Raw genomic sequence first — 17,742 nt, forward strand, 5'->3', positions numbered from 1 at the left:
ACTACTTTCCATCCTTAGTGTAATGGATATCACGCAAGATTCCGGTTCTTGAAATAGGGGTTCGATTCCCTTAGGGTGGATAAACACAAGCTAAAAACTCTTGATATATAAGAGTTTTTAATTTTCTTGCTCCAAATCAAAGAAAAGAGATTGAACAATTTTATTCAATCTCTTTTTTCTATTTGTTTTTGAGGTCTTAAATTAGTTACTTAAACCAACTTGATTTTCAGTAGTTAAGATATTATTTGTAAAGTTCAATTCAACTTGTGCTGTTGAATCAGTTTTGAGTCCACTAGTCCAAATTGCTTGAACTTGTTCGCTATCTGAAGAAACTGCACGAGACATAACGTCTGGTTCACCCAGAATTTGTACTGCTTGATCATAGGTAGTTTCATTAACTTTAAGCTTATTATAGTCTTTTAAGGTAACCTTGGCATCGCGAATAAAGCTAAAGCCTGAAATTGATTTTGCAATCGTAGAGTTGTTATACAATTGAGCTTCAATTGTTATTGCATCAATTTGCCAAGTATATGCTTCTACAGTTGCGTCGCCAGCTGCTCTTTGTTCATGGCTGTTAGGTTGACCGAAAAGTTCAGTGAGTTGTTCCAAGGTAGAACCACCTTGGAAATTATTAGCAGCTGTTCCTGTAGTGATTTTGTTAAAATTTAAACGAGTTTCTTGATTATCAGCAGTTAGCTGGTTAACACTACTAGATGAGCTTGAAGAAGTGTCTGTACTTGATGTTGAACATGCAGCTAAGCTTAGACTTGCAATAATTGCCAGTGAGAGACTGACTAGTTTTTTTGATTTCATAAGTTTCTCCAATTTTTATTTATTAAATATTATAGCATATTTAATATGATAATTCCTCTTGCTTATTCTTTGTAATATAAAAGAAAGAACCTAAGACATTGTCTCAAGTTCCTTTTCTGATGGAGCCGGTGGGAGTTGAACCCACGTCCAAACACCTGCCAACATATTTGTCTACAACCATAGGTTATGTTTTTGATTTAACCATCAGACGAGACATAACTCAACCCTTCAGATAGCGAGCCTATCAATCTCTTTTTAACTAGCTAGGCAATAGTTAAACGTATCTTGCTAATAATAAGACCTGAAACTAAACGCAAGCAATCCAGTCCAAGTCACGCGAGCTGGTGTTTAGGCAGCTACAGCGTAAGAGTTTGTATTTTTTGCAGTTATATTTAACTGAGCGTTTACGTCGCCACACGAGTCGCAAAATATGCCTCATAATGCCTGTCGAATCCGTAACGACCCCATATGAGAAATGATACTTCCTTATTATAACAGAGAGTTCTTGAAATAGCAAAAATTTCAATATTGAATCATTCCTGTTGTTTTTGTTTTTTCGATATTCTCCTTAGGTCGGCAACCCAAAATTCAGACTTGCTATAAGTTCATCGGTCTGTTTGAGGAGGGTAACAGGAAACGAAGAATTATCGAAATTACCATTTCGTGTCGCAAACCTTCAGTTTCATTACTAAAGGAAATGCCTAGGGGCTTTTCTCTTCGCTTTCTAGTTTTAAGGCTCAGACCTAAAATAGCCCACTGTGCTATTTTACTCCTAAACGAATGTGTCGCTCTTAGCACCACGGTAGAGAGAATCGAAGGTGGCGTACCTCGTACGCCTAAAGCATCGTCACGATAAATTAACCTCCCATCATATATGATGATATTTTTAATTTATCGTCGCGATTTTTTTGACTTAGCAAAGCCTTGTCTATGCTGAGATAAGCAACAACTGAACTTCTTCAATATCAGGTATGCTAAGAGAACTTTTTGCCTATTTTATCCTATTCATAGTATAATAGATAAGATAAATCAAAAAAGAAGGAGGGGATTTGCCATGTTTGCACCCTTGGATACCAAAACGGTCTATTCCTTTATGGATAGTGTGATTGACTTGAGGACCTACATTGACCGTGCTAAAGATTTGGGTTATAGCCATGTCGGTATCATGGATAAGGATAATCTCTATGCTGGCTATCATTTTATCAAAATGGCAGAGCAGGCTGGTTTAACTGGTGTTCTTGGCTTAGATTGTCAGATTGATTTTTCTGGTCAATTACTATCCACACGTTTGCTTGCGCTGTCTAGTAAGGGCTACCAAAATCTGATGAAAATTTCAACGGAAATCATGTCAGATAATCATGACTATTCTCTCTTAGAAGCCTTCTTTGAAGATATTTGTTTGATTATTCCTCATTTTCAAGGAATTGAGACTCTTAATTTAAATCGTGATTTTTATATTGGTGTTGATTTGGAAACAGAAGAAACTGTCTTTTCAAAACCAATTCTCCCTCTCTATACCATCCGCTATTTTTCAAATGAAGATAGGGAGACCATCCAGGTTCTACATGCCATCAAAGATAACCTACCTCTGAGAGAAGTGAAGCCGGTTGCTGAAAATCAGTTACTGTTTCCAATGAAGACAATGGAGCAAGCCTTTCTTTCAAAATTCCCTGAGAGTATTGATAATTTAGGAAAAGTTATCTCTTCAATTCATTATGACTTCGATAGCAATCTTAAATTACCACGATTCAATCGTCAGAAGGACGCTTACCTTGAACTTCGTGAGAAAACTCAGGCTGGTTTGGAGCAGAAAGGTCTTTGGTTAGCAGACTATCAAGAACGTCTGGAAAGAGAGCTTGCGGTCATCCATAAGATGGGCTTTGATGATTACTTCCTCATTGTTTGGGATTTGCTCCGCTTTGGGCGTAGCCAAGGCTATTACATGGGGATGGGACGAGGCTCTGCTGCAGGAAGTTTGGTTGCCTATTCACTTGATATTACTGGGATTGATCCAGTTAAGCATAATCTTCTTTTTGAGCGTTTCCTAAACGAAGAGCGTTATAGTATGCCCGATATTGATATCGACTTGCCAGATGTTTATCGCAGTGAGTTCCTGCACTATGTTAGAGATCGTTATGGGCGTGATCATGCAGCGCAGATTGTGACCTTCTCGACATTTGGTGCCAAGCAGGCGGTTCGTGATGTCTTTAAGCGTTTTGGTGCTGCTGAGTACGAGCTTTCTAACCTAACCAAAAAGATTGGCTTTAGAGATAACCTCACCAGTGTTTATGAGAAGAATGCCTCTTTTCGTCAGTTGGTTAATAGCAAAGCAGAGTACCAGAGAGCCTATTCTATTGCTAAAAAACTTGAAGGGAGACCAAGACAGACTTCTATCCATGCCGCTGGTATCGTGATGAGTGATGATTTGTTGACAGATCATATCCCACTTAAGCCAGGTGAGGATATGATGGTGACCCAGTATGATGCAGGAGCAGTTGAAGCAAATGGTCTCTTAAAAATGGACTTTCTAGGTCTGCGAAATCTGACTTTTGTCCAGAGAATGAAAGAACTCCTTTTGTCAGAACAAGGGATTGATATTGATATTGCCAGTATCGATCTTGAAGACCAGGAAACCTTAAAACTTTTTGCTGCTGGAAATACTAAGGGTATCTTTCAATTTGAGCAAGCTGGCGCTATCAATCTCCTTAAACGTATCAAACCAAGACGATTTGAAGAAGTAGTAGCCACAACCAGTCTAAATCGACCTGGTGCTAGTGATTACATTGATAACTTCATTAATCGTAAGTTTGGCAGGGAAGAAGTTGACTTAATCGATCCAACCATTGCTAGCATTTTAGAGCCAACTTATGGCATCATGCTCTATCAGGAGCAGGTCATGCAGATTGCGCAGGTCTATGCAGGTTTTACACTAGGTAAGGCGGATTTGCTCCGCAGGGCCATGTCTAAAAAGGATGCTAGTGAAATGCATAAAATGTCAGCAGACTTTTATGAAGGAGCTCAGCGATTGAACAGAAATCCTCAAACAACAGAGCGCCTCTTCACCATGATGGAAAAGTTTGCAGGCTATGGTTTTAACCGAAGTCACGCCTTTGCGTACTCGGCTCTAGCCTTTCAGTTAGCTTATTTTAAGTGTCATTATCCAGCAATTTTCTATAATGTCATGCTTAATTATTCGAGCAGTGACTATATTACAGACGCCCTCAATGCCCAGTTTGAAGTGCAGCCTTTGTCAATCAATCAGGTTCCTTATATGGACAAACTATCTGAAGGGCGAATCTACTTGGGGCTCAACAATCTTAAACCTGTTCCTAGAGACTTAGCTTACTGGATTTTAGAAAACCGTCCATTTCAAAATATGGAGGATTTTCTTAGCCGTTTACCTGAGAAATATCAGAAAGAGGAGTTTCTTGTCCCAATGATCCAAGTCGGACTTTTTGATCAGTTTGACTCAAACAGACGAAAATTGATTGAAAATCTTTCTTCTCTGATAACTTTTGTGAGCGAACTGGGAAGTCTCTTTGCTGATTTGAGCTACAATTGGATAGAAGCTGAAGATTTTTCAAATTTGGAGAAGTACCAAGCTGAAAAAGAGATTCTAGGCATTGGCATCAGTCCACATCCGCTTAAGGAACTTTTGAAACAAGGCGGAGCTTATCAGATGATTGGACAAGTCCAAGCAAATCAACAAGCAACGCTACTGGTACAGCTAGATAAATTGAAAATTATCAGAACTAAAAGTAATGGACAGCAGATGGCATTTGCAACGGTAACAGACACACAATCAACGATTGAAGTTACAATTTTCCCAGAAACTTTCCATCATTATAGCCAGCTTCTAAAGGAAGGCGGGCTCTATTATATGACAGGAAAGATTCAAGAACGAGATGGTAAGAATCAAATGATTCTTGGTAAACTAGAACAGGCAAGTCTTGAAAAGCTCTGGCTTTTAATTGAAAACCACCAGAATGATCAGGCAATTGCCAGAGTTCTAGCAGCTTTTCCGGGTCATCTGCCAGTAGTATTACACTATAAAGAAACTGGAGAAACTATTCAAAGTCAAACCTATTTTGTTATGAAAAATGATGAAATTCAGAATGAATTACAAGGCATAACCTTGAAAACGGTTTTTCGTTAAATTTTTAACAAAAATAGGAGCGTTTTGAAAATCTTTGTGCTATAATAAGAACGTTAAATTAATAAAAGGAGTACCAAGCATAATGAAACGTATTGCTGTTTTGACTAGTGGCGGAGACGCCCCTGGTATGAACGCTGCTGTTCGTGCAGTTGTTCGCAAAGCAATTTCAGAAGGAATGGAAGTTTATGGAATCAACCGTGGCTATGCAGGTATGGTCGAAGGTGATATCCACCAATTCGACGCTAAGAGCGTAGCTAACGTGCTTTCTCGTGGTGGAACATTCCTTCAATCAGCTCGTTACCCAGAGTTTGCCCAACTTGAAGGTCAACTTAAAGGTATTGAGCAACTTAAAAAACATGGAATCGAGGGAGTTGTTGTTGTTGGTGGTGACGGTTCTTACCACGGCGCTATGCGTTTGACAGAGCACGGATTCCCAGCAGTTGGTCTTCCAGGTACAATTGATAATGATATCGTTGGTACAGATTACACTATCGGTTTTGATACTGCTGTAAATACTGCTTTAGAAGCACTTGATCGCCTTCGCGACACTGCTTTCAGTCACGGACGTACATTCGTTGTTGAAGTTATGGGTCGTGGCGCTGGAGATATCGCTCTTTGGGCTGGTATCGCAGGCGGTGCAGACCAAATTATCGTTCCTGAAGAAGACTTTGACATCAACGAAGTTGTTCGTAAAGTCACTGAAGGTTACGAAACTAAAAATAAAAATCACCACATCATTGTTGTAGCTGAAGGTGTTATGAGCGGTGAAGAATTTGCTGCTAAAATGAAAGAAGCTGGAGATACTAGCGACCTTCGTGTTACAAACCTTGGTCACCTTCTCCGTGGTGGTTCACCAACAGCCCGTGACCGTGTCCTTGCTTCATGGATGGGTGCACACGCTGTTGAACTTCTTAAAGCTGGTCGTGGTGGTCTTGCCGTTGGTATCCACAACGAAGAATTGGTAGAAAGCCCAATCCTTGGTACAGCTGAAGAAGGTGCTTTGTTTAGCCTTACTGAAGAAGGTAAAATCGTGGTAAATAATCCACACAAGGCACGCCTTGACTTTGCTGAACTTAATCGTGATCTTGCACACTAAGAAAAAGTCAATTAATTATATTTGTTAAACCGTCGCTAGTCGACATTAAATAAAGGGAGTTTCATATAATCATGAATAAACGTGTAAAAATCGTTGCAACACTTGGACCTGCGGTTGAAATCCGTGGTGGTAAAAAATTCGGTGAAGATGGATACTGGGGTGAAAAACTTGACCACCAAGCATCTGCTGAAAAAATCGCTCAATTGATCACTGAAGGTGCTAACGTTTTCCGTTTCAACTTCTCACACGGTGACCATGCAGAACAAGGTGAACGTATGGAAGTTGTTCGTAAAGCAGAAGAGCTTGCAGGACAAAAAGTTGGTTTCCTTCTTGATACTAAAGGACCAGAAATCCGTACTGAATTGTTTGCTGAAGATGCAAAAGAATATTCATACAAAACTGGTGAACAAATTCGCGTTGCAACTAAACAAGGTATCCAATCAACACGCGATGTTATCGCATTGAACGTTGCTGGTGCACTTGATGTCTTCGACGATGTTGAAGTTGGTAAACAAGTTCTTATCGATGATGGTAAACTTGGACTTCGTGTTGTTGAAAAAGATGCTGATAAACGTGAATTCATCGTTGAAGTTGAAAACGATGGTGTTATCGCTAAACAAAAAGGTGTAAACATTCCTTACACTAAAATTCCTTTCCCAGCACTTGCAGAACGTGATAATGCTGATATTCGTTTTGGTCTTGAACAAGGTCTTAACTTTATCGCTATCTCATTTGTACGTACTGCTAAAGACGTTAACGAAGTACGTGCTATCTGTGAAGAAACAGGTAACGGACACGTTAAATTGTTCGCTAAAATCGAAAACCAACAAGGTATTGACAACATTGATGAAATCATCGAAGCTGCTGATGGTATCATGATTGCTCGTGGTGATATGGGTATCGAAGTTCCATTTGAAATGGTTCCAGTTTACCAAAAAATGATCATCACTAAAGTAAATGCAGCTGGTAAAGCAGTTATTACAGCAACAAACATGCTTGAAACAATGACTGATAAACCACGTGCAACTCGTTCAGAAGTATCTGACGTCTTCAACGCTGTTATCGATGGTACTGATGCAACAATGCTTTCAGGTGAGTCAGCTAACGGTAAATACCCAGTTGAATCAGTTCGTACAATGGCTACAATCGATAAGAATGCACAAACACTTCTTAACGAATACGGTCGTCTTGATTCATCAAAATTTGCTCGTACAACTAAGACAGAAGTTGTTGCTTCAGCTGTTAAAGATGCTGCAAGCTCAATGGATATCAAACTTGTTGTTGCGTTGACTGAATCAGGTAATACTGCACGTCTTATCTCTAAATACCGTCCAGATGCTGATATCTTGGCAGTAACATTTGATGAGAAAACTCAAAAATCATTGATGATTAACTGGGGTGTTATTCCAGTTGTTACTGAAAAACCAGCTTCAACAGACGATATGTTTGACGTAGCTGAAAAAGTAGCTCTTGAATCAGGACTTGTTGAATCAGGTGATAACATTGTTATCGTTGCTGGTGTCCCAGTTGGTTCAGGTGGTACAAACACAATGCGCATCCGCACTGTAAAATAATAAAATAAAAAAGTCTATCGAATAGCGAGATTGCCTATTTGATAGGCTTTTTATCTTGTCTTGAAAATGATAGTAGGCCTTTACCATGTCATTTTACTTTAGGATGATAATTATAATTCATGACTTTCTTACTATTATATTTTAAAGTCATCCTTTTTTTGCCTTCTAATTCATGGTATAATATTATTAGAGGAGTAACGAATGGTAAAAAGAGATTTAATTAGAAATATTATACTTATAGTCATTGCAATCTTAGCTTTTATTCTTTTGAGAATGTTTATTTTTTCAAGTTTTAGGGTTCATGAAGATGCTTCCAATACTTTCTTGCAAAAAAATGACATAGTTGTTGTTAATAAAAATGTTACTCCAGCTTATAAGGACTTCATTGTTTATGAAGTTGATGGTATTTTTTACATTAGTAGGGTAATTGGAACTCCAGGTGATACGGTAACAGTAATGGATGATATTCTGTATATTAATGATGTTGTTCAGGATGAGAGTTATATTGAAGAAGAGAAGGCTGACTACCAAACAAGTAATAATCAGCAAGTTTTTACTTCAGATCTTTCTGTTTCGACAGTTAGCTCAGGAAAATATACCAGTGTACCTGACGGGACTTATTTAGTTTTAAATGATGATCGTCAGAATACTAATGACAGTCGTAAATTTGGTCTCATTAAGAAGAGTCAAATCAGAGGGGTTATTAATTTTAGGCTTTATCCTTTAGATAAATTTGGATTTTTTGATTCAGAAAAATAATTGATTTCTTTTAGAAATTACTAGTTTAGAAGAGCCTGATGTTTACATCAAGCTTTTTATTTTTATGAAATTGACTATACCAATTTATTTCTTGACAGAAAAAATGATTAGGTATATACTGTAATTGCAAGGTTTTGGTAGTCATTGATTGACTATACCAATTCTTAAATAAAACTTAAGGAGAGTAGCAGTTAGTCTCTGCTACGATAATTTATTATGTGTGGTATTGTAGGTGTTGTAGGAAATTCAAATGCAACTGATATTTTGATGCAAGGTCTTGAAAAATTGGAATATCGTGGCTATGATTCAGCTGGTATCTATGTCGTAAACGGTGAACGTTCAAACTTGATTAAATCTGTTGGTCGAATTGCTGATCTTCGTGCTAAGATTGGTATCGATATCGCTGGTTCAGCTGGTATTGGTCACACTCGTTGGGCAACACATGGTCAAGTTACTGAAGATAACGCTCACCCTCATACTTCTGAAACAGGTCGTTTTGTACTTGTTCACAATGGTGTTATTGAAAACTATCTTCAAATTAAAGAAGAATATCTTGCTGGTCATACACTTAAAGGACAAACTGATACCGAGATTGCAGTTCACTTGATTGGCCAATTTGTTGAAGATGGGTTAACAGTTCTTGAGGCTTTCAAAAAAGCACTTCATATTATTGAAGGATCTTATGCCTTTGCATTGATTGATTCTGAGAATGCTGATACAATCTTTGTTGCAAAAAATAAATCTCCTCTTCTTATTGGTCTTGGAGATGGTTACAACATGGTATGTTCTGATGCAATGGCAATGATTCGTGAAACATCACAATTTATGGAAATCCATGATAAAGAACTTGTTGTTCTTACAAAAGATAGTGTTCAAATCTCTGATTATGATGGAAATCTTGTAGAACGTCAAGCGTACACTGCTGAACTTGACCTTTCAGATATTGGTAAAGGAACTTATCCATTCTATATGCTTAAAGAGATTGATGAGCAACCTACAGTAATGCGTAAATTGATTTCAACTTATGCTGATGCTGATGGTAATCTTACTGTTGACCCTGCAATTGTGAAATCTGTACAAGAAGCAGGTCGTATCTATATCCTTGCAGCTGGTACATCATACAATGCTGGTTTTGCATCAAAAGCAATGATTGAAAAATTGACAGATACACCTGTTGAACTTGGTGTTGCATCAGAATGGGGCTATAATATGCCACTTTTGAGTGAGAAACCAATGTTTATTTTGTTGAGTCAATCAGGTGAGACAGCCGACAGCCGTCAAGTTTTGGTTAAAGCAAATGAAATGGGAATTCCTAGCTTGACAGTAACGAATGTTCCAGGTTCAACACTTTCACGTGAAGCAACCTATACAATGTTGTTACACGCAGGTCCAGAAATTGCTGTAGCATCTACTAAAGCCTATACAGCTCAAGTTGCTGCACTTGCTTTCCTTTCAAAAGCTGTTGGTGAAGCTAATGGTAAGAAAGAAGCAGTTGAGTTTGATTTGGTACACGAACTATCACTTGTTGCACAATCAATCGAGGCAACCCTTTCAGAAAAAGACCTCATTGAAGAGAAAGTTCAAGGGCTTCTTGCAGATGCACGCAACGCTTTCTATATCGGACGTGGTAACGATTATTATGTTGCTATGGAAGCATCACTTAAATTGAAAGAAATCTCATACATTCAATGTGAAGGCTTTGCAGCAGGAGAATTGAAACACGGTACAATTTCCTTGATTGAAGATGGTGTGCCAGTTCTTGCCCTCATTTCAAACAACGAAGTCCTAGCAGCCCACACACGTGGTAACGTTCAAGAGGTTATCGCTCGAGGAGCTAACGTTTTGACTATCGTTGATGAAACTATGGCGCGTGAAGATGATGACATCAAAGTCTCAACTGTCCACCCGTATCTATCATCAATCACAATGGTCGTTCCAACACAGTTGGTTGCTTACTATGCAACTCTCCAACGAGGGCTTGATGTTGATAAGCCACGTAACCTTGCAAAATCAGTTACAGTTGAATAAAAATAAGGGCCTTTCGTAAGTTTTCTATCGAAAGGCTTTTCATTTTCTAGGAATGCTTGTCAGCTCTGCTATTTTACGGTAAAATAGTTGTTATATTAAAAAATAGGAGTTAATCATGTCACTACCAAATTGTCCAAAATGTAATTCAGAATATGTTTATGAAGATGGAGTTTTGCTTGTTTGTCCTGAGTGTGCCTACGAGTGGGATCCAAATGAGGTTGAAGAAGAAGGTGTGGTAGCTATTGATGCTAATGGTAATAAATTAGCTGATGGTGATACTGTTACTTTGATCAAAGACCTTAAAGTTAAGGGTGCTCCAAAAGATCTTAAGCAAGGTACTCGTGTTAAAAACATTCGTATCGTTGAAGGTGATCACAATATTGACTGTAAAATTGATGGTTTTGGTGCCATGAAATTGAAATCAGAATTCGTTAAGAAAATCTAAATTTGTAGGATCAGATATTCATTCTCCTAGTAGAGTGCGTCTGGTCCTTTTTACATAGAAAAAACTATCAAAAAAGGTCAAATTTTGGTATAATATTGGTATTAGTTTGGATTTTGGTGCTTAGAATAGGTAATGAAGCCATAAAGTTAGTAAACTGTGCTTGTTTATCTATCATTCAATTGAGTTTTTATCTAAAACACTGAATATCAGGTCCAAAAGATTTTGTTAGGAGAGACTATGTCTTACATTTTACAAGTCCTACCAAGCCTGCTAAGCGGTGCTGTGGTAACATTAGAAGTTTTTGCAATTGTGGTTGTTCTTTCAATCCCAATTGGAGCAGCTCTTGCCTTTCTGATGCAAATTAAATTTAAACCTTTACGTTGGCTCTTGACCATCTATGTTTGGGTTATGCGTGGAACACCTTTACTCTTGCAATTGATTTTCTTCTACTATGTATTGCCAAGTGTTGGAGTGGTTATGGAACGTATTCCTGCGGCAATCCTTGCTTTCACTCTTAATTATGCGGCTTATTTTGCAGAAATCTTCCGTGGTGGTATCGAGGCAATTCCTAAAGGTCAGTTCGAAGCAGCTAAGGTTTTGAAATTCAATCAACTTCAAACCATTCGTTACATCATTTTGCCACAAGTTTTCAAGATTGTTCTACCAAGTGTTTTCAATGAAATTATCAATCTTGTTAAAGATTCTTCACTTGTCTACGTTCTGGGTGTTGGAGACCTTCTTATGGCAAGTAAAACTGCGGCAAACCGTGATGCAACGCTTGCCCCAATGTTTATTGCAGGTGCCATTTACCTTCTATTGATTGGTGCTGTCACAGTACTATCAAAACAAATTGAGAAAAAGTATGATTATTATAAGTAAGGTGATGACATGTTAGAATTAAAAAATGTTTTCAAAAATTTTGGTCAAAAGGTTATTTTTCATGACTTTAGTCTGACAATTCAAGATGGTGAAGTTCTAGCGATTGTTGGTCCATCTGGTGGTGGTAAGACTACATTGCTTCGTATGCTAGCTGGTCTTGAGACAATGGATGCTGGTGAAGTCATTTATAATGGGAAACCAGTTCCTACCAATCACTTAGAAACTGAAAATCTTTTGGGCTTTGTTTTTCAAGATTTCCAACTCTTTCCGCATATGACTGTTTTGGATAATCTCATCTTGTCACCAACCAAAACGATGGGAATGACAAAAAGCGATGCGACAGATAAAGCTCTTGGTCTTTTAAAACGTTTGGGATTGTCTGAGCATGCTAATGTCTATCCATCTTCACTGTCAGGTGGTCAGAAACAGCGTGTTGCTCTTGCGCGTGCAATGATGATTGATCCTGAGATTATTGGTTATGATGAGCCTACATCGGCTCTAGATCCTGAGTTGCGTCAGGAAGTTGAAAATTTGATTAAGCAGAATCGTGAAACTGGTGTTACACAAATTGTGGTTACCCATGATATGACTTTTGCTGAAAATATTGCAGATAATATTCTTCGAGTAAATCCAAAATAAAGTGAGGACTATTTATGAAATTGAAAAAATGGATTGCCCTTGGCGTTGCAGCACTTGCAACTGTAACTTTAGCAGCTTGTAGCTCTTCAAGTTCAAGTAGCTCAAAAGCTAATTCTGATAATTGGTCAACCTATGAGAAAGACAAAACAATTACTATCGGTTTTGATAACACATTTGTACCAATGGGTTACGAGAATGAAGATGGTAAGAATGTCGGTTTTGATATTGACCTTGCTAATGCTGTCTTTGCAGAATACGGTATTACGGTTAAATGGCAGTCAATCAACTGGGATATGAAAGAAACTGAGTTGAACAACGGTACCATTGATTTGATTTGGAACGGTTACTCAGTGACTGATGAGCGTAAGGAAAAAGTAGCCTTTACTGATCCTTATATGGTAAATGAGCAGGTGCTTGTCACTAAGAAATCATCTAATATCACAACTGTAGCTGGTATGAAAGATAAGGTTTTGGGTGCCCAGGCAGGTTCATCAGGTTATGATACCTTTACATCAAATCCAGAAATCTTGAAAGATATTGTTTCAGGTGGCGATGCAACTCAATATGAAACATTTACTCAAGCTCTTATTGACTTAGATAATGATCGTATTGACGGTCTCTTGATTGACCGTGTTTATGCGAATTACTATTTGAATCAAGAAGGTACTTTGGATAATTACAATATCATCAGTACTGGCTATGATGCTGAAAACTTCTCAGTAGGTGCTCGTAAAGCTGATAAAACATTGGTTACTAAAATCAATGAAGCTTTCAAACAACTCTACAAAGAAGGTAAATTCCAAGAAATTTCAAACAAATGGTTTGGAGAAGACGTTGCTACTGACGACATTAAAAGTTAAGAAAAGAGAGTGGGACAAAAATCGGTAATTCCGAAGGAATTCGATTTTGTCAGCAAGTCTTTCTTTTAGGTTGCTGACCTGAAACAGTCTATCCCCAGACTGTTTCACTCCCACCTCCGCACACTTCCAACAGTTCAGTGAACTGTTGGAAGTTGGAAATGAAGCAAACAAAGTTTGCGTCATTCGTTAGGGCTGTAAGAGTTGATTTTTCAACGAATTAGAGCCCACTCAACCACTGCGTCTTGCAAATCAGACTAAAAAGAAAGAGGACTAGGAATTTTTTTCCAGCCTCTTTTTATTTGTGCAAAAATAGTCTAATCAGTTTGATAAGACTATTTTTGGTTTTATGATGATTTTTTAGTAATTTGATGATAAATCAGATACCATTCTTCATTTCGACGCCAGATGCTTGTGTGGAGACAGCCTTCAAGTTCATAGGTGATAAGTTTTGTTTTTTGACTGACTGATTCCATCTTGAAATGGGTAAAATCATTGTGGAAGTGTCTGTCTTTGTCGATGGTTTCTTCTTTATCACGTTTTTGACCAAATTCGTCAATGCTATAAAAGTCATCGGCAAGGAGAAGTTGGTAATCTGGGATTTTTGAGAGAATAAGTTTCTCGTTCTTGAAGAGCTTTTTAAGAACATTACCAAAGATTTCATCCTCTGGAATGGCAGAAGGCTCAACGTGGATATCAATATCATAGACTGAGTAGCGCTGACTAAGCATTTCTTCAACCTGTTCGGTGATGGCATGGCTCTCGTAAACAGAGAGGTCTGGGTTCATCTCGAGGACGATATCGAGATAGATATTGCTACCGTAGGTACGCCCACGTTGGGATTTGACACGTGTAATTTTAGGAATTTCTAAAATGGCTTCTTCATACTGTTTTAACTGCTTATCATCAAATCCATCAGATAGGCTGAAGGTTGCTTCCATGAAAATCTCGTAGGCTGTTCTGAGGATTAGGTAGGTAATGATGATGGCAACTATCTGGTCAAGGATAAGTAGGTTAAATGCAGAAGCGATAATGGCAACTGAGGTTCCTAATGAAGTTAGTGCATCTGAAAGGTTATCTTTTGACGCAGCAACAAGAGCGCTTGATTTGACCTTTTTAGATAATTGGCGGTTGTAGAGATAAACTCCGAACATAACCAGTGCCGACAGAATACCAACCAAGGCACCCAAAGGGTCAATTTCTGTACTGTCACCTGAAATAATCTTTTGGATGGTCTGTATCAAAACCTGAAAACCAACGATAAACATGATGAAAGAGGTAATCAAGCTGGACAGATCTTCTATTTTCCAGTGACCAAACTTATGGTCTTCATCAGCAGGTTGGCTAGCAAGGTGGAGACCAATCAAGAGCGCAATATTACCGACAATATCTGACAGGTTGTTAAACCCGTCGGCAGTCAGTGAGGCTGAGTTGAGAAAGTAACCAGCTCCGAGTTTGGCGACAGATAGTCCGATGTAGGCGATGATACTGAGGATAGGACCTCTTTTAGCAAGTCTGAGGTTATCTGTTGGACTAGACATAGGTCAATTCCTTTCTGTAATAAGTTGTTCAGAGGTTGCCTTATAACTTTTAGCAATTCTTCCTATTATAACATGTTTGGAAAAAGTAAAAAAGCTGAAAATCAGCTTTTTTTATTTTATTTTCTTAAAGTAAGTCTTGGTTTCCTTAATGATAATTGGTGACAAGAAGAGCAGTGCAATCAAATTAGGGAAGGCCATAAGACCGTTTACGATATCAGCGATGACCCAGATTGTTTCAAGACTGATATAACCACCGAGGGCAACCATTGCGACAAAGACGATACGATAGATTGGAATGACTTTAGTTCCGAAGAGGAATTCGAAACATTTTTCGCCATAGTAGCCCCAACCGAGGATTGTTGTAAAGGCAAAGAGGATAAGGCTAATGGTCAATGCCCAAACTCCAAAATCACCAAAGACAGTTGAGAAGGCTGACTGTGTTAAGCTAGCACCATTAAGATCAGTAGACCATTGACCTGTAACGATGATGGCAAGTCCAGTCATGCTACAGATGATGATCGTATCGATAAAGGTACCTGTCATTGATACAAGTCCTTGCTCAACAGGTTCCTCTGTTTTAGCGGCAGCGGCAGCGATCGGTGCAGAGCCAAGACCAGATTCGTTAGAAAAGACACCACGAGCAATCCCTGATTGAATAGCAATCATAACAGTTGCACCAGCAAAGCCACCAGTGGCTGCTTGACCGGTGAAGGCAGATTTGATTACCAAAATCAAGCTAGGAATGATATTAGTCCAGTTGAAAAGAAGGACTGTCAAGGCAGCGATAATGTAGATAATCGCCATGAAAGGTACGACTTTCTCAGATACTTTGGAGATGGATTGAATACCACCAAAGATGATAATGGCAACGACTACTGCAAGGACAATGCTGACAATCTGTGGTGCCAGCCCGAGCGAATTTCTCAAAGAATCTGTAATCGAATTGACCTGAGTGAAGGTACCTGATCCAAAGAGGGCAACCATCACTCCGAAGAGAGAGAAAAGAGTAGCAAGCCATCTCCATTTTTCCCCCATACCATTTGTGATGTAGTACATAGGGCCACCAGCGATTTCGCCCTTGTCATCAACTGTACGGTATTTAATAGCTAGAACACCTTCGGCATATTTGGTTGCCATCCCAAAGAAGGCTGCAACCCACATCCAAAAGAGTGCTCCAGGTCCACCCAGCTTAATAGCTGTTGCAACTCCAACGATATTTCCTGTGCCGACTGTTGCGGCTAGTGCTGTAGCAAGTGCGGCAAAGCTTGAAATATCACCTTCCCCCTTATTGTCGCTTGCAAAGATCAACTTGAGAGCCTTTGGCAATTTAAAGACTTGAAGTAGTCCGAGACGACTTGACAGGTAAATCCCTGTTCCAACAAGAAGAACTAGGAGTGGTGGTCCCCAGACAAGTGTGTCTAGTGACGATAAGAATTGATACATGATTAACTCCTAAATATAATTAATTGAGCATAAAACTCCTGTTGCTTTCTGTAATAGCAGAAAAACAACAACCTATCTATTATATGTTAGAATACTATTATTTGTCAAACTTTGTTAACTATCAAACAATCTTATGTTAAAAAAACAAGTTTGGAAATTTCCAAACTTGCTATGCTATTTAACGATGACGGTCAAAATACGACTTGGTTTCCTTGATGATAACTGGTGATAAGAAGAGTAGGGCAACCAGGTTAGGTAGCGCCATAAGACCGTTAACGATATCGGCGATAATCCAGATAAGGTCAAGGCTGAGGAAGCCACCAAGAGCCACCATAAGGACGAAGATAGTACGGTAGAGGCTGATTCCTTTTGTACCAAAGAGGAATTCAAAACAACGTTCGCCGTAGTATGACCAGCCGAGGATAGTAGTAAAGGCAAAGAGAACAAGTGACAAGGTAAGTGCGAGACTACCCATATCACCAAAGACAGAAGCAAAGGCAGCTTGAGTCATTGGTGCCCCCTCCAAATTACCAGTCCATTGGTTGGTAACAAGGATTGAAAGACCTGTTAGTGTACAGATGATAATGGTATCTATGAAAGTACCTGTCATTGAAATCAAACCTTGTTCAACAGGTTCATTGGTCTTGGCAGCAGCGGCAGCGATTGGAGCAGAGCCGAGACCAGATTCATTTGAGAAAACACCACGAGCAATCCCTTTTTGGATAGCTTCTTTGACAGTCGCACCAGCAAATCCACCGATAGCAGCAGCAGGTGTGAAGGCATCTTGAACAACTAAAACGAGTGTAGGAATAACCTTGTCGATATTAAATCCAATAACAATCAGCGCGGCGATGATATAGAGCGCAGCCATGAAAGGAACAACTTTTTCAGAAACTTTTGAGATAGACTGGATACCACCAAAGACGATGAATCCAACTAAGACCGCAATCAAAATACTAACGATCTGTGGAGACCAGCCAAAGCTATTTTGAAGGGCTGATGTGATTGAGTTAACCTGTGAGAAGGTACCGATTCCCAACCAAGCAACTAGGACACCAAAGATGGCAAAGAGGATAGCCAGCCATTTCCATTGTTGTCCCATACCATTAACGATATAGTACATTGGACCACCAGAAACCTCACCATTAGCATCTTTTGAGCGGTATTTGATAGCGAGAAGCCCTTCGGCATATTTGGTTGCCATACCAAAGAAGGCTGCAACCCACATCCAGAAAAGGGCACCAGGACCACCAGTCTTAATGGCTGTTGCGACCCCAACAATATTCCCAGTACCAACTGTTGCAGCGAGGGCAGTTGCAAGGGCTGCGAAACTTGAGATATCTCCCTCACCCTTGTCTTCAGCGAAGATAAGCTTGAAGGCGCGTGGCAAACGAGTAACCTGCAAGAGTCCGAGACGAACTGTCAAGTAAATCCCTGTTCCGACTAAGAGGATGAGCAGCGGTGCACCCCAGACCAGATTATCCAGAGCAGTGAAAAAAGCTAACATAAAAG

General features: G+C 39.2%; 13 protein-coding genes, 1 tRNA gene and 1 other RNA gene. 10 read left to right on the forward strand and 5 right to left on the reverse strand.

Features of this window, described 5'->3' with window-relative positions:
• The first annotated feature begins 8 nt into the window (after nt 1–8).
• A tRNA-Arg gene (locus JOC28_RS00460) sits at nt 9–80 on the forward strand.
• A 121-nt stretch (nt 81–201) separates the two neighbouring features.
• Here the strand turns inward: JOC28_RS00460 and JOC28_RS00465 are convergent.
• Together JOC28_RS00465 and ssrA are read right to left on the reverse strand one after the other, a co-directional pair.
• Nucleotides 202–813 carry a DUF3862 domain-containing protein gene (locus tag JOC28_RS00465; protein ID WP_205008680.1) on the reverse strand — a complete coding sequence of 204 codons (612 nt, stop codon included), beginning with the start codon at nt 811–813 and terminating at the stop codon, nt 202–204.
• Between the two features lie 117 nt (nt 814–930).
• Nucleotides 931–1,279: a transfer-messenger RNA gene (ssrA, locus tag JOC28_RS00470) on the reverse strand.
• Nucleotides 1,280–1,867: 588 nt separating this feature from the next.
• Here ssrA and JOC28_RS00475 point away from each other — a divergent pair.
• From JOC28_RS00475 to JOC28_RS00515, 9 genes are all read left to right on the forward strand, one after another.
• Nucleotides 1,868–4,969 (forward strand): DNA polymerase III subunit alpha, encoded by a 3,102-nt coding sequence (locus tag JOC28_RS00475; RefSeq protein WP_205008681.1) that lies wholly within the window; start codon nt 1,868–1,870, stop codon nt 4,967–4,969.
• 82 nt (nt 4,970–5,051) lie between these two features.
• The gene (gene pfkA / locus JOC28_RS00480; RefSeq protein WP_205008682.1) at nt 5,052–6,065 is read left to right on the forward strand and encodes a 6-phosphofructokinase; all 1,014 of its coding nucleotides are present in this window, start codon (nt 5,052–5,054) and stop codon (nt 6,063–6,065) included.
• Between the two features lie 71 nt (nt 6,066–6,136).
• On the forward strand, nt 6,137–7,639 hold the full coding sequence (gene pyk, locus JOC28_RS00485; protein WP_205008683.1) for a pyruvate kinase: 1,503 nt from the start codon (nt 6,137–6,139) through the stop codon (nt 7,637–7,639).
• 201 nt (nt 7,640–7,840) lie between these two features.
• The gene (gene lepB, locus JOC28_RS00490; protein ID WP_205008684.1) at nt 7,841–8,398 is read left to right on the forward strand and encodes a signal peptidase I; all 558 of its coding nucleotides are present in this window, start codon (nt 7,841–7,843) and stop codon (nt 8,396–8,398) included.
• Nucleotides 8,399–8,614: 216 nt separating this feature from the next.
• Nucleotides 8,615–10,426 carry a glutamine--fructose-6-phosphate transaminase (isomerizing) gene (gene glmS, locus JOC28_RS00495; RefSeq protein ID WP_205008685.1) on the forward strand — a complete coding sequence of 604 codons (1,812 nt, stop codon included), beginning with the start codon at nt 8,615–8,617 and terminating at the stop codon, nt 10,424–10,426.
• 112 nt (nt 10,427–10,538) lie between these two features.
• Nucleotides 10,539–10,871, forward strand: coding sequence for a zinc ribbon domain-containing protein YjdM (locus tag JOC28_RS00500; protein ID WP_205008738.1), 333 nt, complete (start codon nt 10,539–10,541; stop codon nt 10,869–10,871).
• Nucleotides 10,872–11,108: 237 nt separating this feature from the next.
• Nucleotides 11,109–11,750: an amino acid ABC transporter permease gene (locus tag JOC28_RS00505; protein ID WP_205008686.1), complete on the forward strand. Its 642-nt coding sequence runs from the start codon at nt 11,109–11,111 to the stop codon at nt 11,748–11,750.
• Nucleotides 11,751–11,759: 9 nt separating this feature from the next.
• Entirely contained in the window at nt 11,760–12,389 is a 630-nt protein-coding gene (locus JOC28_RS00510) for an amino acid ABC transporter ATP-binding protein (protein WP_205008687.1), read from the forward strand.
• Between the two features lie 14 nt (nt 12,390–12,403).
• The gene (locus JOC28_RS00515) at nt 12,404–13,249 is read left to right on the forward strand and encodes an amino acid ABC transporter substrate-binding protein (protein ID WP_205008688.1); all 846 of its coding nucleotides are present in this window, start codon (nt 12,404–12,406) and stop codon (nt 13,247–13,249) included.
• 344 nt (nt 13,250–13,593) lie between these two features.
• Here the strand turns inward: JOC28_RS00515 and JOC28_RS00520 are convergent, their stop codons facing one another.
• The 3 genes from JOC28_RS00520 to JOC28_RS00530 all read right to left on the reverse strand — a co-directional run bounded on the left by JOC28_RS00520 (nt 13,594) and on the right by JOC28_RS00530 (nt 17,737).
• Nucleotides 13,594–14,787 (reverse strand): cation diffusion facilitator family transporter, encoded by a 1,194-nt coding sequence (locus JOC28_RS00520; protein WP_205008689.1) that lies wholly within the window; start codon nt 14,785–14,787, stop codon nt 13,594–13,596.
• A 111-nt stretch (nt 14,788–14,898) separates the two neighbouring features.
• Nucleotides 14,899–16,230 carry an alanine/glycine:cation symporter family protein gene (locus JOC28_RS00525; protein WP_205008690.1) on the reverse strand — a complete coding sequence of 444 codons (1,332 nt, stop codon included), beginning with the start codon at nt 16,228–16,230 and terminating at the stop codon, nt 14,899–14,901.
• Between the two features lie 178 nt (nt 16,231–16,408).
• Nucleotides 16,409–17,737 (reverse strand): alanine/glycine:cation symporter family protein, encoded by a 1,329-nt coding sequence (locus JOC28_RS00530; protein WP_205008691.1) that lies wholly within the window; start codon nt 17,735–17,737, stop codon nt 16,409–16,411.
• Between the last annotated feature and the right edge of the window lie 5 nt (nt 17,738–17,742).

The sequence above is a fragment of the Streptococcus loxodontisalivarius genome, assembly GCF_016908645.1.
GTDB lineage: Bacteria > Bacillota > Bacilli > Lactobacillales > Streptococcaceae > Streptococcus > Streptococcus loxodontisalivarius.